Origin of the sequence: Pseudoxanthomonas sp. UC19_8 (genome assembly GCF_042700505.1) — a bacterium.
GTDB classification, from domain to species: Bacteria; Pseudomonadota; Gammaproteobacteria; order Xanthomonadales; family Xanthomonadaceae; genus Pseudoxanthomonas_A; species Pseudoxanthomonas_A winnipegensis.
Genome location: NZ_CP170559.1, coordinates 1,142,273 through 1,155,099, shown reverse-complemented (window position 1 = coordinate 1,155,099; position 12,827 = coordinate 1,142,273). Strand labels below are relative to the sequence as shown.

Below are 12,827 nucleotides of genomic sequence, written 5' to 3'. Positions count from 1 at the left end.
TGGGCGAGCGCGCATGATACGCGTCAGCCGCCGCGACGCTTCTTCTTCTGGCTGCTCATGAACACGCCCAGCACCGCGCCCAGGCCGATGCCGATCGCCAGGCCCACGCCGAGGTCGTGCATGGCCAGGCCGAAGCCCGCCCCCAGCGCCACGCCCAGCGCGATGCCGACGCCCAGGCTCCATCCACTGCTGTCGAAGATCGTACGCACGCGCCCCTCTTGATCGGTCGGTGGTGACAAAGCAAAAGGCCGGGACTGATCCCGGCCTTTCGATGACCTCTGCGCCAGGCCCTCAGGTCTGCGCAGCGGGGCCGGCGATCGGCGGCAGGGGCCGCTTGCTGCCGCCACCGCGGTCGTTATTGTCGTTGTTGGTCTTGCTCCAGCCGGCCGGCGGCGGCGGGTCGCGGCCTTCCATGATCGCGTCGATCTGCGGCGCATCGATGGTCTCGTACTGCAGCAGCAGCTTGGCCATCGTATGCAGCTTGTCCAGGTTGTCGGTCAGGATCTTGGTGGTGCGCTGGTAGGCGTTGTCCAGGATCCCGCGCACGACCTCGTCGATCTTGCGCGCCGTGGCGTCGGAGACGTTCTTGTGCTGGGTCACCGAACGGCCCAGGAACACCTCGTCCTCCTCCTCGCCGTAGGCGATCGGGCCCATCTCGTCGCTCAGGCCCCACTTGGTGACCATGTTGCGGGCCATCTTGGTCGCGCGTTCGATGTCGTTGGATGCGCCGGTGGTGACCTTGTCGGTGCCGAAGATCAGTTCCTCGGCGACGCGGCCGCCGTACAGCGAGCACAGCTGCGACTCGATCGCGGTGCGGTTGTAGCTGTACTTGTCGCCCTCGGGCAGGTACATGGTCACGCCCAGCGCGCGACCGCGCGGAATGATGGTGACCTTGTAGACCGGGTCGTGCTCGGGCACGACGCGGCCGACGATGGCGTGGCCGGCCTCGTGATAGGCGGTCAGCGTCTTCTCGTCCTCGCTCATGGCCATCGAGCGGCGCTCGGCACCCATCAGGATCTTGTCGCGGGCGCGGTCGAAGTGGTCCATCCGGACCTCCTTCTCGTTGCCGCGCGCGGCGAACAGCGCCGCCTCGTTGCACAGGTTGGCCAGGTCCGCGCCGGAGAAGCCCGGCGTACCGCGCGCGACGATCATCGCATCGACATCGTCGGCCAGCGGCAGCTTGCGCATGTGGACCTTGAGGATCTGCTCGCGGCCCTTGACGTCCGGCAGGCCGACCACGACCTGGCGGTCGAAGCGACCCGGGCGCAGCAGCGCCGGATCCAGCACGTCGGGACGGTTGGTCGCGGCGATGATGATCACACCCTCACCGCCCTCGAAGCCGTCCATCTCCACCAGCAGCTGGTTGAGGGTCTGCTCGCGCTCGTCGTGACCGCCGCCCAGGCCGGCGCCGCGATGGCGGCCGACCGCGTCGATCTCGTCGATGAAGATGATGCACGGGGCGTGCTTCTTGGCCTGCTCGAACATGTCGCGCACGCGGCTGGCGCCGACGCCGACGAACATCTCCACGAAGTCAGAGCCGGAGATCGAGAAGAACGGCACCTTGGCCTCGCCGGCGATGGCCTTGGCCAGCAACGTCTTGCCGGTGCCGGGCTGGCCGACCATCAGCACGCCGCGCGGGATCTTGCCGCCGACTTTCTGGAACTTGGTCGGGTCGCGCAGGAATTCGACCAGTTCGCCCACTTCCTCCTTGGCCTCGTCGCAACCGGCGACGTCGGCGAAGGTCACCTTGACCTGGTCCTCGCCCTGCAGCTTGGCGCGCGACTTGCCGAAGGACATCGCGCCCTTGGCCCCGCCGCCACCGCCCTGCATCTGGCGCATGATGAAGATCCAGAAGCCGATGATCAGCAGCACCGGCAGGAAGTTGAGCAGGATCGCGGCCAGCGAGATGCCGCTGTCCGGCTCCTGCTGGCTAATGTTCACGCCCTTGGCGATCAGCACGTTGACCAGGCTCTCGTCGGTCGGGCCGAACACCAGGCCCTGGGTGCCGTCGGTGCGCTTGTAGCTGATCGCGTTGGTCTTCTGGTCGCCCTTGTTGGTGAACTCCACCGAGCTGATCTGCCCGTTGTTCACGTCGTTGACGAACTGGGTGTAGGTGAGCTGGTTGCTGCCCGGCCCCGCGCCCGGGCGCGGGGAGAAGCTCTGGAACACCACCATGAGCACCACCGCCACTACGACCCACAGCAGCAGATTCTTGGTCAAGTCGTTCATCCTCATGGCCTTGGGTGGTCCTCTGGCACTACACGTTAAAGCGAAATTGTCTGACCGGCCCGCTCGTCCGGTTCACTTGGGCTGGGCGCGCTTGCCCTGCCCCAGTGCGTACACTTCCGGCGACCGCTTGCGCGAGGCGTCCGGCTTGCGGATGACGACCTTGTCATACCGCTTGCGCAGGTCGCGGATGTAATCGTCGAAGCCCACGCCCTGGAACAGCTTGATCAGGAAAGCCCCGCCGGTGCGCAGATGGTGGTCGGCGAAATCCATCGCCAGTTCCGCCAGATGCATCGCCCGCGGCTGGTCCACCGCATCCACACCGCTCTTATTGGGGGCCATGTCGGAAAGCACAAGGTCGACCTGCGCCCCGCCCAGCATGGCTTCCAGCTGGGATAACACGGCCTGCTCCCTGAAGTCCCCGTGAAGGAACTCCACCCCCGCCAGGGAGGGCATGTCCAGGATGTCCATCGCCACGACCCGGCCGTTGTCGCCCATGGCCTGGCGCACGTACTGCGACCAGCCGCCGGGCGCGGCGCCCAGGTCGACCACGGTCATGCCGGGCTTGAGCAGCCGGTCGCGTTCGATCAGCTCCTCCAGCTTGTAGGCGGCGCGGGAACGCAGCCCCTCGGCCTGCGCCTTTTTGACGTAGGGGTCGGAGAAGTGTTCCTTGAGCCAGCGCTGGCTGCTTTGACTGCGTTTGGCCATGGGGACGGCGGTTTGCGCGGCGCGCACGCTCGCGTGATCGGGATGGAAAATAGGGGGCCATGATACGCTGATCGCCCTCCACCACCCCCAAGTGCCTTGCATGTCCGTTGTCCTGACCGCCGCCCAGAACCGTTTCCTGCGCGGGCAGGCGCATGGGCTGAAGGCCTTGCTGCAGACCGGCGGAAAGGGGCTGACCGAGGCGTTCTACGCCGAGCTGGACGAGGTGCTCGAGCGCCACGAGCTGGTCAAGGTGAAGATCGCCGCCGCGGACCGCGAGGTGCGCGATGCGATGATCGACAGCGTCGTCCAGCGCACCGGCGCCGCCCTGGTCCAGCGCATCGGCCACGTGGCCGTGCTGTACCGCCCCAGCCGCGACAAGCGCACGATCGTCCTGCCGCGGGCCTGAAGACCCCCTTTCGGCGCGCGGTTCCCCGCCGGTCCCGCGCCCAGCCCAGACGGGAGCCGCCATGCAACTGAGCCACGAACGTCCCGATTACGCCTACAGCCTGCGCGCGGCCGACGGCGCCAGCGCCACGGTCAACGACCAGGTGCTGCGGGCCAGCTTCATCCTCACCCCGGACTCCCTGCAGACCGATTGGCCGGTGGCCGACGCCGCCGCGCTGGAGGTGGCCGCGCTGCAGCCGCTGCTGGCGCTGAACCCGGAGATCGTCCTGCTGGGCACCGGCAGCCGGCAGATCTTCCCCTCGGCCGAGGTCATGGCCGCGTGCCTGACCCGCGGCATCGGCCTGGAAGTCATGGCCAACGCCGCCGCGGCGCGCACCTACCACATCCTGGCCGGCGAAGGCCGGCGCGTGGCGGCCGGGTTCATCCTCGGCGGTTGAGGCGCGCTCCCGTGGCGGACATGAAGAAGGCCGGCAATGCCGGCCTTTTCTTTTGGCTTTCCGACGCAGTGCGGAGCCGGAGCGCGGACGTCGCCGACCACGCCCGACCCGACCGGGCGCAGCCGTCTGTAGAGCGGAGCTTGCTCCGCTGGGGCCTTCCCCAAGAACCGAACGAAGAGCAGCGGAGCAAGCTCCGCTCTACAGGCAGGCCGCGAGGTTTGAGGAGACAGGCCGACATGGAGCCTCACCGGCAAAGAGTCTCAACTGCCCCGGTGTGGTCCCGCGCGACTATTTGGGCGGCAGATAGCCCAGCGGGTCGACCGGCTTGCCGTTGTAGCGGATCTCGAAGTGCAGCATGTCGCGCGAGGCGCCGCTGCGGCCCATTTCGGCGATCTGCTGGCCGGACTTCACCCGCTGCCCCTCGTTGACCAGGCGCTTGCGGTTGTGGCCATAGGCCGACAGCCAGGCCTCGGAGTGCTTGACGATGATCAGCTCGCCGTAACCGACCAGGCCGGCGCCGGAGTACACGACCACGCCATCGGCGGTGGCCCGCACCGCATCGCCCGCGTTGCCGGCGATGTCCACGCCCTGGTTGGAGGCATCGCCGGGCACGAAGCGCCCGACGATCTGGCCATCGGCCGGCCAGCGCCAGGCGATATCGCTCTTGACCGGCGGCGGCGCGGCGACCGGCGTGGGCGTGGCACCGGCGGGCGCGGACGTGGCGGGACGCCCGGTGGCCACCGTGGTGCCCGGACGCGCGCCATTGGAGGGGAACAGCCGCAGCGACTGGCCCGGATAGATGGTGTAAGGCGCGGACAGGCCGTTCCACGCGGCCAGATCGGCCGGGGCGATGCCGTTGTCGGTGGCGATGCGGTACAGCGTCTGGCCGCGCTGCACGGTGACGCTCTTGCCGTACTGCGGCTTGGAGACGACCGCGCGCGGCGCGCTGGTCCCGCCGCCGACGCCAGGGCGCGAAGCAGGGCCGGAGGTGCGGGTGACGGTGCTGCTGCACGCGGCCAGCGCCAGCGCCGTGCCCATCAGCAGCGCCAGCGGCGCCACGCGTCGTGTCGGGCCAAGCCCCAGGTCCATGCCGAATCTCATCCGTTCTTTGCCCTCCACGCCAGCCAAGCCAAGACACCGAGCAGCAGCACGCTGGCGATCCAGCCGACCGGTTCGATCCAGCGGCGCAGGGCCGCTTCGGCCCGTGCCCCGCCCAGACGCAATGCCAAGGCGATGAGGAACACGCGCTTGCCGCGTCCGACCACCATGCTGGCAATGAACGGTAGCAGCGGCACTCCGACGATGCCTGAGGCCCACGTAAATATCTTCAGCGGGATCGGCGTGAACCCGGCCAGCACCAGCAGCCAGAACGCGCGCCACGGCGACTGCGCCACCAGTTCGCGCAGATGCGCGACCTGGCCATCGACCGCCGCGCGCCAGCCCAGCGCATCGATCAGCGGCTGCACCGCCGCGTAGGCGAAATGCCCCAGCGCGTAGCCCACCAGCGCGCCCAGCAGCGAGCCGCCCAGGCTGACGCCGGCGAAGGAGAACGCACGCTTGGGCTGGGCCAGCGCCATCGGCGCCAGCATCACTTCCGGCGGCACCGGGAAGAAGATCGCCTCGATGAAGCTCAGGCCGAACAGCAGCCGCGGCGCGTGCCGGTTCCGCGACCAGGCGATGGCGCGGGCGTAGAGCGGACCGAACAGCTGCATCAGTCGAGGGTTCCAGACAGCAGGGGGACGAACATCACCGGCGCCAGCGTGGCCTGCCGCAGCTGGCCGTCCGCATCGCGGGTGACCTGCACCAGCGACTGCGAGGCGCTGCCGCCCACCGGGGCCACCAGCACGCCGCCGGGCGCGAGCTGATCGATCAGCGCGTCCACCAGCGCCGGGCCGGCGGCGGTGACGATGATGGCATCGAAGGGACCCTGCTCGGGCCAGCCGACGCGGCCATCGTCGTGCTTGCTGCGCACGTTCATGCCGAGCTGGCGCAGGCGCTTGCGCGCCAGGCGCAGCAGATCGCCGATGCGCTCGACGGTGTAGACCTCCAGCCCCAGCGCCGCCAGCACCGCGGCCTGGTAGCCCGAGCCGGTGCCTACTTCGAGCACGGTCCTGGGGCTACGCCCGGTCAGCAGCAGCTCGGTCATGCGCGCCACCACCCAGGGCTGGGAGATGGTCTGGCTGTGGCCGATCGGCAGCGCGGTGTCCTCGTAGGCGCGCGTAGCCAACGCCTCGTCGACGAACAGGTGGCGCGGCACGGTCCCGATCGCGTTGAGCACGCGCTCGTCGACGATGCCGCCCTCGCGCAGGCGCTGGACCAGGCGGTCGCGCACGCGCTGCGAGGTCATGCCGGAGCCGGCCGCCTCGGCCGCCGGCACGCGCAGGCGTGGGGTCATGCCGCCGGCTCCAGGCCCGCGCTGAGCCCGCTGACCCAGCCGGACACGGTCTCCAGGGCCTGGTAGCGGGTCAGATCGACGTGGATCGGCGTGATCGAGATGGCGCCGCTGCGCACGGCGTGGAAGTCGGTGCCTACGCCGGCGTCCTGTTCCGGACCGGCCGGGCCGATCCAGTAGACCGTGCCGCCGCGCGGGTCGTTCTGCGGCAGGCAGGCCTCCGAGCGGTGGCGGTTGCCCAGGCGCGTGACCTCGTAGCCGCGGACGCGCTCCCAGGGCAGGTCCGGCACGTTGACGTTGAGGATGGTGTTGGCCGGCAGCGGATCGGCCGCCAGCCGCGCCACGATGTCCACCGCGGCGCGCGCGGCGGTCTCGAAGTGGCGAGCCTGATGATCCTGCGTGACCAGCGAGACGGCGACCGCCGGTAGGCCGAGGAAGCGCCCTTCCATCGCCGCCGACACGGTGCCCGAATAGATCACATCGTCGCCCAGGTTGGCGGCGTTGTTGATACCCGACACGACGATGTCCGGATCGAAGTCCAGCATGCCGGTCAGCGCCAGATGCACGCAGTCGGTGGGCGTGCCGTTGACACGGATGGTGTGCGCGTCCAGCTGGCGCACGCGGATGGGCAGGTCCAGCGTCAGCGAGTTGCTGGCGCCGGAACGGTCGCGATCGGGCGCCACCACCCAGACTTCATGACCGGCGTCACGCAGGCCCTCGGCGAGAATGCGGATTCCGGGGGCGTCGACACCGTCGTCGTTTGAGACCAATACGCGCATGGGGTTCCTTCTTGATGCGCATCGGATGATACCGGATCGATCCGCGCGCTTCGCCCTTGCGCGACGCGCCCGGCCACGTACCCTGCCTGCATGAGCGACGCGCGCGACGACGACGACAGCGACCTGTTCCGCACGGCCATCGGCCCGGTGCGGCGCCTGGACGACGCGCCGACGCCGCCGCGCGGGCCGCGCCCACGCCCGGCCGCGCGCATGGCCCAGGCCGACGAGCGCGCGGCGATGAGCGAATTCCGCCAGGCGCTGGAGGCCATGCCCATCGGCGCGGGCGATGTGCTGGCGCATCGCGTCGAGGCGCTGCCGGTGACCGTGTTCAACCGGCTCAAGCGCGGCCAGTTCTCCGTCCAGGACGAGCTGGATCTGCATGGCGCCACCGCCGGCCAGGCCGAGACGGCGCTGCGCCTGTTCCTGCGCAACGCCCAGCGCAGCGGCAGCGCCTGCGTGCGCATCATCCACGGCAAGGGCCTGGGCTCGGACGCGGAGATCCCGGTGCTGAAGAACGTGGTGGACCGCGTGCTGCGCCAGCGCAGCGACGTGCTGGCCTTCCACTCCGCGCCGCCCGCGCAGGGCGGCACCGGCGCGGTGCTGGTGCTGCTGGCGGCGCGCTGAAGCGCCAAACGCAAGCCTGACGTGTCGATCTGCCGCCCGCCCGCACGTCGTGCGGGATGGACCGGCAACACAGACCGACGCCGCGAGGAATCGCCCCACCCCAAAGCGGCAAAGCGAAGCGCGTCGTGCCCGCGAAGGCAGAAACCCGCGGTCTTCGACTTGCCACGCACGAGTCGCCGGGTCCGCGCTTTGGCGGGAACGACCGATGGGGGCGCCAGCCACTTCACATCGAGGATTTCCCATGCTTCCGACGATCACCGCCTTCGAACGCTCGCCCGACCGCGGGCGCGGCCTGGCCCGCGACATGCGCGTGCGCTGGGCGCTGGAGGAAGTCGGCCAGCCCTACGCGGTGCGCCTGCTGTCCTTCGAGGCCATGCAGCAGCCGGCCCACCGGGCGCGCCATCCCTTCGGCCAGATCCCCACCTATGAACAGGACGGGCTGGTGCTGTTCGAATCCGGCGCGATCGTGCTGCACATCGCCCAGACCCATCCCGGCCTGCTGCCCGAGGCTCCCGACGCCAGGCTGCGCGCGGTGTCGTGGATGTTCGCTGCGCTCAACACGATCGAGCCGCCGGTGTTCGAGCGCGCGCTGTGCGTGGTCCTGGAGCGGCAGACGCCGTGGTTCGCCGAACGTCTGGAGACGCTGGACAAGCGCGTGCGCCAGCGCCTGGGCGAGCTGTCCCTCCATCTTGGCCAAAGCCCGTGGCTCGACGGCGAGTTCAGCGCCGGCGATCTGCTGATGCTCAGCGTGCTGCTGCGACTGCAGGGCTCGACGTTGCTGGAGGAACATCCCAACCTGCTCGACTACCTGGCGCGCGGCATCGCGCGGCCGGCGTTCCAGCGCGCCTTCCAGGCGCAGGCGGAGGTCTTCCTGCAGGCGCAGCAGGCCGATGCGCAGGCCAGCCCGGGACCGCCGGGCGACGCGTGATGCGCCGCACGGCCGCTTCGCTCAGACGATGCGGTTCGCCTCGCGCACGGCGCCCAGCTCGTGCAGCAGCGCGGTGGCGTAGCTGCCGGGCGCCAGGGCGAAGCGCAGTTCGAGCGTGTCGGCGTCGTGCCAACGCCACTGCAGCGCATCGGCGCGTTGGCGCAGAGCGCGGCGCTCCTGCTTCAGGCGCGCGTCCTCCAGGCCGGCGCGCAGCGCGGGGCCGTCGCCTTCGCCGAGCGCCTGCGCCTCCAGCGCGGCGCAGGCGCCTTCCACGCGCGGCGCGCCCTCGCCCCACAGCGGGCCGCTGGGATGGATGTCGAACGCCGCCAGGCGCTCGGCCAGCACCGCGCTCCACGGCTCCGGCCCGAACACGCTGCGGCTGCCGGCCAGCATCCAGACCTCGCCGTCCAGGCCGCGCTCCCAGCTGCCATCGAGCACACGCGCGGTCAGCACGCGGTTGAACAGCTCCGAGCGCGCCGCCGACAGCAGCAGCGAGCGCTGCTCGCGCCTGATGGGCCTCCTCGCAGCGCGCGCGCCGGCAGCGGCGAATTCGGGCGAGGAGCGGGCATGCCCGAACATTTCCAAGGCCTGGGCGACATTGCCGCCGCCACGGCCGAAGCGCTGCTCGCCGAACCAGTTGGGCAGCCCACGCGCGGCGATCTCGCCCAGGCGTTGCTCGATCGCCTCGCGCTCGCCGCGCACCTGGCGCAGCACCAGCGTGAAGCGATTGCCCTCCAGCGCGCCGCGCGGCAGCTTGCGGTTGTGCCAGGCCGAGGCGACGACCTCCAGGTTGGGCGTGGCCAGCGTGGCCAGATCGGGCGCCACGCGCTTGGGCAGGTGCACGCTGAAGCGCTGGGTGGTGACGGCGTGGCGGTCCTTCAGCCCGGCGTAGCCGATGCCAACCTCGCCGATGCCGGCCCAGCGCGCCAGCGTGCGCGCCACCTCGGCCGTGTTGAGGCCGCGCTTGCGCAGCGTCAGCAGCAGGTGCTCGCCCTCGCCGTGCGGCGCGAAGGCGTCGCATTCGTCGACCTGGAAATCCTCCGGCTGGGTGCGGAAGACCGCCTCCAGCACCGGCGGCCCGAAGGCAAGGGGAAGCGAAGATGTCTCGGTCATGGGGCCTTGCATTCTCGTAGCGCCGAGCTTGCTCGGCTGGGGCTCGCTCGCCCGATTCCGTAGAGCCGAGCTTGCTCGGCTGAGGCCTTCCCGGGAAAGCTTCAGCCGAGCAAGCTCGGCTCTACAACCCGTCGGTCGAATTAGGACTGCACCAGCAGCACCACGGCCTGCGCGGCGATGCCTTCGCCGCGCCCGGTGAAGCCCAGCTTCTCGGTCGTGGTGGCCTTGACGCTGACCGCGTCGGCGGCCACGCCCAGCACCTGCGCCAGATGCGTGCACATGGCCAGCGCGTGCGGGCCGACCTTGGGCCGCTCGCACATCACGGTCACATCGGCGTTGCCCACCTGCCAGCCGCGCGCGCGCGCCAGGCCGGCGCAGTGCTCGAGGAACTGCGTGCTGTCGGCGCCTTCCCAGCGCGGATCGGTCGGCGGGAAGTGGCGGCCGATGTCGCCCAGCGCCAGCGCGCCGAGGATGGCGTCGCACAGCGCATGGATCACCACATCGCCATCGCTGTGCGCGAGCACGCCGCGACTGTGCTCCACGCGCACGCCGCCCAGCATCACGTGATCGCCATCGGGCGCGAAGGCGTGGACGTCGAAGCCCTGGCCGATGCGGATGGGGAAGGCGGGACCGGGGACCGGGGACCGGGGACCGGGGGAAGCAGAAGCCTGCTCCGTTCGATGATCCTGCTGTTGCTGTTGCTGTGGCATCTGCACCCGCTCCTCCCGGGTCACCGGTCCCCGGTCTCCCGTCCCGGCTCCCACGATGTAGGCGAACCGGTCCAGATCCCCCGGCGTGGTGATCTTGAAGTTGGTGTCGTTGCCCTCGACCAGCAGCGGGCGCAGGCCCTGGCGCTCCATGGCCATCGATTCGTCGGTGACCTCGATGCCGGCGCCAGCGGCCTCGTCCAGGGCGCGGGTCAGCTGCAGGCGGCGGAACATCTGCGGGGTCAGCGCGCGCCACAGGCGCTCGCGCGGCTCGGTGGCGTCCACGCCACCGTCATCGCCCGCGCGCTTGAGCGTATCGCGCACCGGCGCGGCCAGCAGCGCGCCGACCGGGTCCTCGCGACCGCGTTCGATCAGCCGCTCCAGATCGGCATCGGCCAGATTGGGCCTTGCCGCGTCGTGGACCAGCACGAAGTCGTCGGCGCGCACGTGTTCAGGCAGCGCCTGCAGCGCGGCCAGCACCGAGGCCGCGCGCGTGCCGCCGCCGACGCAGGCCAGCACCGGCTTGCCGCCGAAGGCGGTCCAGCCCGGCCACCATGGGTCATCGGCCGACACGGCCACCACCGCACCCTCGACCAGCGGATGGCCCAGCAGCGCGGCCAGGGTCCAGGCCAGCACCGACTGCCCGCCGACTTCCAGATACTGCTTGGGCACTTCGCCGCCGAAGCGCGTGCCGCGGCCGGCCGCGGGAATCACCACCCAGATCCCACGCATCAATTGCCCTCTGCCTGCACGGCGTCTTCTTCGGAGATCGGCGCCGGCTCGCTGGCGGCAGGCGCCGACGGCGGCGCGGGCAACGTATCGCCCTGCGCCGGCGCGGTGTCGACCACGCGGTAGAACTTCTCGCCAGGCTTGATCATGCCCAGCTCGCTGCGCGCGCGTTCCTCGACCGCGGCCTCGCCGGACTTGAGATCCTCGACCTCGGCGGCCAGCGCCGCGTTGCGCTCGCGCAGGCCCTCGTTCTCGCGGGTCTGGCTGGCCACCTGCGCCTTCATGGCGATCACCTCGCCCGAACTGCCGCGCCCGAACCACAGGTGATACTGCAGGAAGGCCAGCAGTCCCACCAGCACCAGCAGCAGCCAGCGCCACTTGGCCATGTCAGCCCCCGCGGACGGGGTGGAAGCGGCGCCGGCCCATCACGCGCACCCTCAGCGCTTGAGCGACACGAACGCGTTGCGACCGGCGTAGCGCGCGGCCGAACCCAGCGCCTCTTCGATGCGCAGCAGCTGGTTGTACTTGGCCACGCGGTCCGAGCGGGACAGCGAGCCGGTCTTGATCTGCGTGGCGGTGGTGGCCACGGCGATGTCGGCGATGGTGGTGTCCTCGGTCTCGCCCGAGCGGTGCGAGACGATCGCCGCATAGCCGGCGTGGTGGGCCATGGCGATGGCTTCCAGCGTCTCGGTCAGCGTGCCGATCTGGTTGACCTTGATCAGGATGGCGTTGGCCGTGTGCGACTCGATGCCTTCCTTGAAGATCTTCGGATTGGTGACGAACAGATCGTCGCCGACCAGTTGGACCGTCTTGCCCAGGCGCTCGGTCAGCTGCTTCCAGCCGGTCCAGTCGTCCTCGGCCATGCCGTCCTCGATGGTGATGATCGGGTATTGGGCGACCCAGTCGGCGAGGAAATCGACGAACTGCTCGGAAGTCAGGCGCTTGTTCTCGCCCACCAGGTTGTACTTGCCGTTGTCGTGGAACTCGCTGGAGGCCACGTCCAGACCCAGCAGGATGTCCTCGCCAGCCGTGTAGCCGGCCTTGCCGATGGCCTCCAGGATGGTGTCCAGCGCCTCGACGTTGCTGCGGAAGTCCGGGGCGAAGCCGCCCTCGTCGCCCACCGCGGTGCTCAGGCCGTGGCCCTTGAGCACGCTCTTGAGGGCGTGGAAGATCTCGGTGCCGGCGCGCAGCGACTCGGAGAACGAGGCGAAGCCGACGGGCAGGACCATGAACTCCTGGAAGTCCACGTTGTTGTCGGCATGGGCGCCGCCGTTGATGATGTTCATCATCGGCAGCGGCAGGGTCGGCTGCCAGTCGGCCGGATGCTCGCTGGTGTCGGCCAGGTAGCGCCACAGCGGCTTGCCTTCGGAGGCGGCCACGGCATGGGCGTTGGCCAGCGACACGCCCAACAGCGCGTTGGCGCCCAGGCGGCCCTTGTTCTCGGTACCGTCCAGATCGATCAGGCGGCGGTCCAGGCCTTCCTGGTCGACCGCATCGAAGCCGGTCAGCGCATTGGCGATGGCGGTGTTGACGTGCTCGACCGCCTTGCGCACGCCCTTGCCCAGGTAGCGGGTCTTGTCGCCATCGCGCAGTTCCACCGCCTCCCTGGCGCCGGTCGAGGCGCCGGAGGGCACGGCCGCACGGCCAAAGGAACCATCGGTGAGCGTGACTTCCGCCTCCAGCGTGGGGTTGCCACGGGAGTCGAGGATTTCGCGGGCGTGGATCTTGGCGATGTTGGTCATGGGATCTGGTTGGGCTCTATCGATCGGATGAGGGACG

The 12,827-nt window shown here is 70.1% G+C and carries 15 protein-coding genes and 1 pseudogene; 4 read left to right on the top strand and 12 right to left on the bottom strand.

Annotation, left to right across the window (positions count from 1 at the left end; genetic code table 11):
- Positions 1-23 precede the first annotated feature (23 nt).
- The 3 genes from ACFJIT_RS04980 to rlmE all read right to left on the bottom strand — a co-directional run bounded on the left by ACFJIT_RS04980 (position 24) and on the right by rlmE (position 2,934).
- On the bottom strand, positions 24-209 hold the full coding sequence (locus tag ACFJIT_RS04980; RefSeq protein WP_130521417.1) for a hypothetical protein: 186 nt from the start codon (positions 207-209) through the stop codon (positions 24-26).
- 82 nt (positions 210-291) lie between these two features.
- Positions 292-2,229, bottom strand: a complete 1,938-nt coding sequence (gene ftsH / locus ACFJIT_RS04975; protein ID WP_165394525.1) for an ATP-dependent zinc metalloprotease FtsH — start codon at positions 2,227-2,229, stop codon at positions 292-294.
- Between the two features lie 72 nt (positions 2,230-2,301).
- Positions 2,302-2,934: a 23S rRNA (uridine(2552)-2'-O)-methyltransferase RlmE gene (gene rlmE / locus ACFJIT_RS04970; protein ID WP_130521466.1), complete on the bottom strand. Its 633-nt coding sequence runs from the start codon at positions 2,932-2,934 to the stop codon at positions 2,302-2,304.
- A 100-nt stretch (positions 2,935-3,034) separates the two neighbouring features.
- On the opposite strand from rlmE, the gene yhbY reads away from it, so the two are divergent.
- Complete coding sequence (yhbY, locus tag ACFJIT_RS04965; RefSeq protein WP_130521413.1) at positions 3,035-3,340, top strand: ribosome assembly RNA-binding protein YhbY; 306 nt, start codon at positions 3,035-3,037, stop codon at positions 3,338-3,340.
- A gap of 61 nt (positions 3,341-3,401) precedes the next feature.
- Positions 3,402-3,776, top strand: a complete 375-nt coding sequence (locus ACFJIT_RS04960) for an Mth938-like domain-containing protein (protein WP_130521411.1) — start codon at positions 3,402-3,404, stop codon at positions 3,774-3,776.
- Between the two features lie 288 nt (positions 3,777-4,064).
- Here the strand turns inward: ACFJIT_RS04960 and ACFJIT_RS04955 are convergent, their stop codons facing one another.
- From ACFJIT_RS04955 to surE, 4 genes are read right to left on the bottom strand one after another with little or no spacing between them, the layout of a single operon-like run.
- On the bottom strand, positions 4,065-4,865 hold the full coding sequence (locus tag ACFJIT_RS04955) for a peptidoglycan DD-metalloendopeptidase family protein (protein WP_130533388.1): 801 nt from the start codon (positions 4,863-4,865) through the stop codon (positions 4,065-4,067).
- Between the two features lie 8 nt (positions 4,866-4,873).
- Positions 4,874-5,488, bottom strand: coding sequence for a YqaA family protein (locus ACFJIT_RS04950; protein WP_379655212.1), 615 nt, complete (start codon positions 5,486-5,488; stop codon positions 4,874-4,876).
- The gene (locus tag ACFJIT_RS04945; protein ID WP_379655211.1) at positions 5,488-6,171 is read right to left on the bottom strand and encodes a protein-L-isoaspartate(D-aspartate) O-methyltransferase; all 684 of its coding nucleotides are present in this window, start codon (positions 6,169-6,171) and stop codon (positions 5,488-5,490) included. The genes ACFJIT_RS04950 and ACFJIT_RS04945 overlap by 1 nt, the downstream gene beginning before the upstream one ends.
- Positions 6,168-6,947 carry a 5'/3'-nucleotidase SurE gene (gene surE / locus ACFJIT_RS04940; protein WP_379655210.1) on the bottom strand — a complete coding sequence of 260 codons (780 nt, stop codon included), beginning with the start codon at positions 6,945-6,947 and terminating at the stop codon, positions 6,168-6,170. Before surE ends, ACFJIT_RS04945 begins: the two co-directional genes overlap by 4 nt.
- A 90-nt stretch (positions 6,948-7,037) precedes the next feature.
- Here surE and ACFJIT_RS04935 point away from each other — a divergent pair, with 90 nt between their 5' ends.
- Entirely contained in the window at positions 7,038-7,571 is a 534-nt protein-coding gene (locus tag ACFJIT_RS04935; protein WP_130521402.1) for a Smr/MutS family protein, read from the top strand.
- Positions 7,572-7,812: 241 nt separating this feature from the next.
- Positions 7,813-8,499, top strand: a complete 687-nt coding sequence (locus tag ACFJIT_RS04930) for a glutathione S-transferase family protein (RefSeq protein ID WP_379655209.1) — start codon at positions 7,813-7,815, stop codon at positions 8,497-8,499.
- Between the two features lie 21 nt (positions 8,500-8,520).
- Here the strand turns inward: ACFJIT_RS04930 and truD are convergent, their stop codons facing one another.
- The 5 genes and pseudogenes from truD to eno form a co-directional block, all read right to left on the bottom strand.
- Positions 8,521-9,612, bottom strand: a complete 1,092-nt coding sequence (gene truD / locus ACFJIT_RS04925) for a tRNA pseudouridine(13) synthase TruD (protein WP_379655208.1) — start codon at positions 9,610-9,612, stop codon at positions 8,521-8,523.
- Between the two features lie 140 nt (positions 9,613-9,752).
- The gene (gene ispF, locus ACFJIT_RS04920) at positions 9,753-10,229 is read right to left on the bottom strand and encodes a 2-C-methyl-D-erythritol 2,4-cyclodiphosphate synthase (RefSeq protein WP_379655718.1); all 477 of its coding nucleotides are present in this window, start codon (positions 10,227-10,229) and stop codon (positions 9,753-9,755) included.
- A 150-nt stretch (positions 10,230-10,379) separates the two neighbouring features.
- Positions 10,380-11,051: pseudogene (gene ispD, locus ACFJIT_RS04915) on the bottom strand (2-C-methyl-D-erythritol 4-phosphate cytidylyltransferase); the annotation flags it as partial.
- Positions 11,051-11,434: a cell division protein FtsB gene (gene ftsB / locus ACFJIT_RS04910; protein ID WP_379655207.1), complete on the bottom strand. Its 384-nt coding sequence runs from the start codon at positions 11,432-11,434 to the stop codon at positions 11,051-11,053. The pseudogene ispD and the gene ftsB, both read right to left, overlap by 1 nt.
- 51 nt (positions 11,435-11,485) lie before the next feature.
- The gene (gene eno / locus ACFJIT_RS04905; protein ID WP_130521393.1) at positions 11,486-12,790 is read right to left on the bottom strand and encodes a phosphopyruvate hydratase; all 1,305 of its coding nucleotides are present in this window, start codon (positions 12,788-12,790) and stop codon (positions 11,486-11,488) included.
- Positions 12,791-12,827 lie beyond the last annotated feature (37 nt).